The sequence below is a fragment of the Sandarakinorhabdus oryzae genome, from assembly GCF_009733735.1.
Classification (GTDB): domain Bacteria; phylum Pseudomonadota; class Alphaproteobacteria; order Sphingomonadales; family Sphingomonadaceae; genus Sandarakinorhabdus; species Sandarakinorhabdus oryzae.
In genome coordinates this window covers 1-6,710 of the sequence record NZ_WNJP01000147.1, presented here as the reverse complement: position 1 = coordinate 6,710, position 6,710 = coordinate 1, and the positions used below count along the sequence as shown (strand labels likewise).

The following is a 6,710-nucleotide window of genomic DNA, read 5'->3' as shown; positions in this document are numbered from 1 at the left end:
CCAGCCGCGCCGCCTCGCCGGCCAGCGCGGCGCGCACGGCGTCGCCCCGATCGCCGGCCTTGATGGCGTTGACCGCCGGCTGCACCACGGTCAGATCGCCGTTCAGCACCGGCACCGGGCTGGCCCGGCCATAGATGTCGAGCGCCAGCGTCGCGCCGACGCCCAGCACACCGATGGTGCGCGGCCGATGTACCATGGCTTCGGCGATGGCGGCATCAATCATCGAGATGAAGGGCGCGGCCGTGATCGCATCGGCCCAGCCATGGGCCGCATTGCACGGCATGGCGAGCAGTTCTGCCCCCTGCCCGACCAGCCCCTCAGCCATCGCGGCCAGCGCCGGGCCAGGTGACGAGGCACCACGCAGAGCGGCAGCATTGCGGTCCGGCACATGCGGGTTGCTGTCCACCAGCACGCGCGGATGATCGGTGTCGCTGGCCGCCGCCACGCCGGCCACAAGGCGGGCCAGGAAATCGGCGGTGGCCGCCGGCCCCATGCCGCCGATCACGCCGATCGTGCGGTACCGGCTCATCCGTTGAAGGCAGGATCGCGCAGCACGTCGGCAAAGGCCGACAGCGACGGCGAGCCGCCGGTGTGCAGGAACAGCACGCGCTCGCCGTCAAACACGCCCTGCCGCGTCAGCCCGATCAGGCCGGCCATCGCCTTGCCGCTGTAGACCGGGTCGAGCAAGATGCCCTCCTTCGCCGCCAGCAAGCGCACCGCCTCGACCATTTCACGCGTGGGCAGCGAATAGCCGGGGCCGACCCAATCGGCGAGTGCCACAATGTCTTCGGCTACCGGCTGCGGCGTGCCCAGCAGATCAGCGGTGGCCTGCGCCAGCTTGAGCACATTGGCTTCCTGCTCGGCGCGGGGCCGGCGCACGTTGATGCCGGTCACAGGCACGCCAGCATTCAGCGCCACCAGTCCGGCGATGAGGCCTGCGTGGGTGCCGGCGCTGCCCGACGCCACCACGATGCGATCAAAGGCGACGCCCGCTTCGAACGATTGATCCATGATTTCCTGCGCGCACGCGGCATAACCCAGCGCCCCCAGCGGCGAGGAGCCGCCGCCAACGATGACATAGGGCTTGCCGCCCGCCGCCTTCACGGCCGCGGCCTCCCCAGCCATTTCGGCGGCAAGGTCACTGCCGGCCTTGACCATGCGCACGCTCGCGGCGCCCATCAGGTCAAACAGCAGATTATTGCCCAGAGCATCGGGGTTGAAGCTGCCCGGCACCCGCTCCTCGATCACCAGCCGGCACGCCAGGCCTTCCTTCGCCGCCGCCGCCAGCGTGAGCCGGCAATGGTTGGATTGCGGCGCACCCACCGTGATCAGCGTGTCCGCACCTTGCGCCAGCGCCTCGGCGACCAGGAATTCCAGCTTGCGCGTCTTGTTGCCGCCGCCGGCGAGGCCGAGCAGATCGTCGCGCTTGATCCACAATTCCGCTCCGCCAATGGTGGCCGACAGGCGCGGCAGCGGCTCCAGCGGGGTGAAACCAGGGGTGTAGCGGCGGCGGGGAAAGCGGGCGAGGTTCATGGCCGCCCCCGTGGCACGAAGCCCGCGCCCGCGCAACTGCTTGCCCGGGAATGGCCCCTTGTTGTTCATATATGTTGTGATACCGTAAATATCTCTGCCTGAATGTCTCGGGCAGATGTCCGGGGGGATGTTGCGATGAAGCGTGTGATTTTTCTGGCCGCACTTTTGGCCTCGGTGCCGGCCTTTGCCATCACGGCAAATGGCGGTGCTGTTTCGGTTGGCAGCAATGTGATTTTGGGCAGCGTCAGCGACGCACAGTCATACAGCGACAGTGGCGCCGGCGCGCCTGGGTTGCTGGGAGCCGCAGTCTATTCAACGGTCACCAATCCGCTCGCGAACGTCACCGCGGTGTCCTTCGCCAATGTCTCAGCCCAATGGGTATCAGCCACGCAAGGCAGCGTTTACCTGAATTGGGGCTGGGAAGCCCAGACAGCCGCCAGTGGGCTTGGGACCCAGGTCGAGACCAACAAAAACACGCCGAACTGGACGTACAACTTCACCACCGGTGCGTCTGCCGCCAGTTTCAATGTCAAATGGACGTTGTCCACCTTCACCGAGGTCGGCAGCACGTTCGGCCTGCAGGGCATTTTTGGTAGGGGCTCAATGCCCTACAACGTCACGCCATTCACCGTGTCGCCGGTCGATGGCAGCGGCAGCTTCAGCGTCGCGCTCAATCCCAACACGGCGTACAGCTTCTCGATTTCAAACAATGGCAATCTTGGCAACGAGCAGGGCGGTTTCGACAGCGTCACCGGGGCCAGTTTCGGCATGGATTGGACCATCACCGAAAGCGGCGTTCCCGAACCGGCGAGTTGGGCAATGCTGCTGACCGGTTTCGGCCTGGTTGGTGCCGGTATGCGCCGGCGGCGGCACGTGGCCGCTTGAACCGCCGCCATCGAAACAAGAAGGGCGCCGCCAGTCCCATGACTGGCGGCGCCCTTACTTTATTGAAACCGCCCGTGATTACAGCACGATGCGGAAACTGGCCATGATCGCCTGCGCCGTGTAGCCGCTGGCCTGGCGCCGGTCATAGCCGAGCACGCCAGCCCAGCCGGCGCCGGCATAGCCGATCTGCGCGCCAACCTGCAGTTCACTGGGGCGAATCGCATCAGCACTGAGCGTGAACGGCGTGTTGCCGCCCGCAAAGCGCCCGGTCAGCGCCAGCGCCGACGTGCCGATCTGGCTGACATAGCCGGCGCGCACGCCCAGACGCCACGCCCCATCGCCGGCCGGCAGCACATAATCGGCGGCCAGCGACGCGGTGTTGGTGGTGATGCTCTGGTTGTTCTTGTTCAGCGTCACCGCCAGCGCGCCGGCGCCGGTTTCGGTGAAGCCATTCTGCTTCACCTGCAGCCAGGCGATGCTGTCGGACGGGGTGATGGCCAGCCGGCCGACCTTCAACGTGTAGCCAACCGTGCCGGTGGCGCCATAGCTGGTGCCGCGCCAGGCGCCGGTGATCACGCCGCTCTGGTTGCCGATGCTGAACTCGCGCCGGGTCGAATAATCGGTGCTGGCATAGCTGCCCTGCACGGCCAGGAACAGGCCGCCAAAGCTCTTGCCGGCATAGATATCCACCTGCTTGGCGGTGATCAGCAGCGGCTTGCCGCCGATGCCGCCGGTGCTGACATCGGACCAGCCGGCGTTGAAGGCGATGCCGACGGCGTCCAGCCCGGCGAACGGCACGTCCACCCCGATCGACAGGCCCAGCATGCTGGCGTTGAAGCCAGGCAGGTTGCTGCCGTCGCGCTGGCGCTGGAAATTGCCAAATTCCTGTGCCCACAGTCCGAACTTGCCGCGCTCGCTGCCTTCGCCTGACGACAGGCGCACGGTGGCGAGGCGCTGGCTGACGTTGGCAAAGCCGGCGTCATTCATGGCGGCGGCCATGCGCAGCGGCGCCTGGCTGAAGCTGGCCGGCTGCAGCACGCGATAGGCGGCCAGCAGCGCCGCCTGCGTCGGCAGGTTGGCGATCGCCGGCCCAAGGGTGGTGTCGCCGGTCAGCGCCACCAGCGACTGATCGAAGAAATTGGCCACGCCCGGCGCCAGGCCAACCTGCGCCGCGGTCTTGCGGTTCAGCGTCGCCGTGATGACGTTGCTGCCCACGCTGACATTGCCCAGCGTGTACAGGAACGGCGTGCTGGCGGTATCGACCAGGGTCGCCGGCTGTTCGGCGGTGATGCCGCCGGCGGCGGTCAGCACGGTCAGTTGCTGGGTCTGGGCGACGCTGCCAACGGCAAGGCGCAGCTTGGCATTGCCGGTGAAGCTGGCTGCGCCGGTGACCGTGAGACCGGGCTGGCCGGAGGCGACGCCGATCACCAGCACGCTCGAGCCGCTCTGGTTGAGCGACGACAGCGTGGGCGGCGCCGCCTTCGACAGATCGAGCGTGGTCGCGCCCGACAAGTTGACCGCCAATTGCCCGCCGCTGGTGACGGCGCCGGCAATGGTGGCCCCGCCGGACATGGTCAGGCTGTTGGCGCCGCTGCCCAGCGACAATATCCCGGTAACGCTGCCGCCGGTGAGGGTGACGCTGGTATCACCGCTGCCGCCGACGACATCGCCCTTGATGCTGCCGCTGTTGCTGATCGCGACGGTCGCGCTGCTGCCGGAAAGATCGATGGCGCGCCCGGCCTGGCCAGTCGGCGCAGCGGCTTCGATGGTGCCGGTGTTGGTGATGCTGGTCAGCGTGCCTGACAGGTCGCGGATGCCCCAGGCACCGTTGTTTCCCGATGACTTGGCAGAGATCGTGCCGCTGTTGCTGATGCTGCCGAGACTGCTGCCGGCCTTCACCAATATGGCCGTGCCGACACCCCCGGCGCCGGCCGGCGTGGTGCCCGCCGCTGCTGTCTGCGCCGCCGTCACCGAAATATTGCCGGCGTTGACGATGGCCGGCACGCTGGCACCGCTGGCCAGCGTGATGCCGGTGGCCGCCGCGTCAACGGCGCTGGCGGTGATGTTGGCATTGGCTTGGTTGCTGATGCCGCCGGCCAGCACGACGCTGTTTGCCGCCAGCGCGTCGCGGCCAATCAGAATGGCGGTTTGCGCCGTGCCGCTGTTGCGGCCGATGCCCGAGATATTGCCGCGGTTGACGATGGCAAAGGCGTCGGCGCCGGTGCCGACCGCGCCCAAGCTGATCGGATCGGTGCCCACCGGCGCCACCAGCAGGGCCGGCGCACCGGCATAGCTGGTGATGGTGGCGATGATGGTGGTGGCATTGGCCGTGCCCGAGGGCACCACCACGCCAGTTGAATCGACCAGATAGCGATCATTGACGAAGCCGCCGCCCACGCTGGCCGCGATCTGCACGCCGGCCACACCGGCCACCGCCGGCACTGTCTGGCCCTGGGCATTCAGGGTGGCATCGGCGCCGACGACGATCGACGATCCCGAGGTGAAGCGGCCACTGATGGGGGCGAGGATGGCGATGCCGGTGTTGCCGGTGCCGCTCGCCGAAATCGTGCCATAGGTCTGCAGATTGCCGGTGAGCGGCGCGTTGACGACGATGCCGCGGCTGTTGCTGCCGCCCACGGAGACGCCGCCCAGGGTGACATTGCCGGTGAACGGTGCCGCGATCAGCACGCCGGTGGCGCTGTCGCCGGTTACCGAAAAGCGCGACGTGGTGGTGCCGGTGATGGTGCCGGTCAGCGGATTGGGGCCGGTCACCCACAGGCCGATGTTGCCGCTGCCGCCGGTGCCGGTGATCTGCACCAGGCCATTGTTGGTGAAGTTGCCGGCGCTCGTGAGCGCGGAATCGAGCTTCACGCCCACGACGTTGCTGGTGCCGCTGTTGGCGATGGTGCCGCCGTTGATCAGCGTGTTGTTGCTGTCGATGGTGGCCGCCGTGCCGCCCGCCACGGTGACGCTGATGCCGCTGTTGATGGTGACGTTGGCCGGCGCGCCGCTGCTGGCGGTGCTGGTCACGATCGGCGTCGTCTGGTTGGCGCTGATCGTCACCGTCTGGGCACTAGCGGCGCTGGCAACGCCGGCGAGCAGAGCCGCGCGCAGGAGGGGACGGGCGGTGGTGAATGCAGACATGATGGGAATCCGATTGCTGTTGCAGTGGCTGTGACGAGCGGGCCGGAGGGGGGCAGCCCACATGCGCAAACGACCTGCCGTTTTGCGCTGAACGACAGATGAACCGCCGTCAAGACCGGCAAACTGGGACGCACTTTTCACGCACGGCGTGGCCATCAGGTTGCAGGCGATGTTGGGGAGCAGGAAAAATGGTGCCCGGGGGCGGATTTGAACCACCGACACGGGGATTTTCAGTCCCCTGCTCTACCCCTGAGCTACCCGGGCCCACATCGTCAGGCGGTTGGGTGAACCGCGTGGGAAGCGGGCGTTTAGCCAGCCTCGTCGCCATTGTCCAGCGGGGACGTTACAGAAAGTTCGTCCTCTTCGCTGGCGGCCGGCACGACATAGCGATCCGACAGCCAGGCGTTGAGATCGCGCGAGCGGCAGCCTTCGCTGCAGAACGGGCGGAAGGCCGGCACCACGGGGGCTTTCCGGCAATAGGCGCAGGCGCGCGCTTTCGAATCAGAGGGCTTGGACATGGCCCCTCCCTGCCCCATCCCGGGCCTCCAGCGCCAGCCGCCCGCCGGTCAGCCGCGCGCACTCGTCGATTAGGGCTGGCCGCGCGGCCAGCCAGTCGATCACGGCCGGCGCCGCCTCGATGCGCACCGGGCCAACCAGGCGCATGGCGCGGCGCAGCAGTTCAAGCGCAGCAAAGCCCGGCCGGCGCACCTCCTCGATCAGGCTCAGCTGACGGCGCGGGCGGATGATCTGCACCAGGCCAAAGCCGTTCATCGCGGTCTTCTCAAACGGCGACGGCAGCGCCTCGGCCAGGATCGCATCAACGGCGGCGCGCGGGCCCCGGCCGGCAAGTGTCGGGAAATCCACGACTACCGGCCCGCCGATACCGTGGCGGCGGATCACGCCGGCCACGGCGCGGGCGGCGGCTTCGGTCAGGCGCGACAGGTCCCCATCGCCATCGACATCGATGACCAGCATCGCCGGCGTCGGCGCAACCAGCAGACGGCCGCCGGGAAACGCCACCCGGCCCGACAGCGCTTCCTCCACCACCGCGTCCCACCCGGCCTCCGCCAGGCGATCAGGGCCCTGCGCCGGCACGGGCGTCACCTCATGGCCAGCGGCGGCCAGCCGGGCCGCAAGATCGGGCGCCG

General features: G+C 68.0%; 6 protein-coding genes and 1 tRNA gene. 1 reads left to right on the top strand and 6 read right to left on the bottom strand.

From position 1 onward, the window contains the following. Together GJ693_RS12550 and cuyA are read right to left on the bottom strand one after the other, a co-directional pair. The coding region (locus tag GJ693_RS12550) for an aspartate/glutamate racemase family protein (RefSeq protein WP_156256632.1) at positions 1-529 on the bottom strand (529 nt) is incomplete at its 3' end. Then, on the bottom strand, positions 526-1,533 hold the full coding sequence (gene cuyA, locus GJ693_RS12545; RefSeq protein WP_156256631.1) for a D-cysteate sulfo-lyase: 1,008 nt from the start codon (positions 1,531-1,533) through the stop codon (positions 526-528). The genes GJ693_RS12550 and cuyA, both read right to left, overlap by 4 nt. 102 nt (positions 1,534-1,635) lie before the next feature. On the opposite strand from cuyA, the gene GJ693_RS17525 reads away from it, so the two are divergent. Next, the gene (locus tag GJ693_RS17525; protein WP_235902869.1) at positions 1,636-2,418 is read left to right on the top strand and encodes a PEPxxWA-CTERM sorting domain-containing protein; all 783 of its coding nucleotides are present in this window, start codon (positions 1,636-1,638) and stop codon (positions 2,416-2,418) included. A gap of 78 nt (positions 2,419-2,496) precedes the next feature. Here GJ693_RS17525 and GJ693_RS12535 read toward each other — a convergent pair whose 3' ends face one another. The 4 genes from GJ693_RS12535 to GJ693_RS12520 form a co-directional block, all read right to left on the bottom strand. Beyond that, entirely contained in the window at positions 2,497-5,562 is a 3,066-nt protein-coding gene (locus GJ693_RS12535) for an autotransporter outer membrane beta-barrel domain-containing protein (protein WP_197042173.1), read from the bottom strand. A 189-nt stretch (positions 5,563-5,751) separates the two neighbouring features. After that, positions 5,752-5,826 (bottom strand) — tRNA-Phe (locus GJ693_RS12530). A gap of 44 nt (positions 5,827-5,870) precedes the next feature. After that, positions 5,871-6,080, bottom strand: coding sequence for a DNA gyrase inhibitor YacG (locus tag GJ693_RS12525; RefSeq protein ID WP_197042172.1), 210 nt, complete (start codon positions 6,078-6,080; stop codon positions 5,871-5,873). Continuing rightward, positions 6,064-6,710, bottom strand: a 647-nt coding sequence (locus GJ693_RS12520; protein ID WP_156256628.1) for a ribonuclease E/G, incomplete at its 5' end; no start/stop codon positions are given. The genes GJ693_RS12525 and GJ693_RS12520, both read right to left, overlap by 17 nt.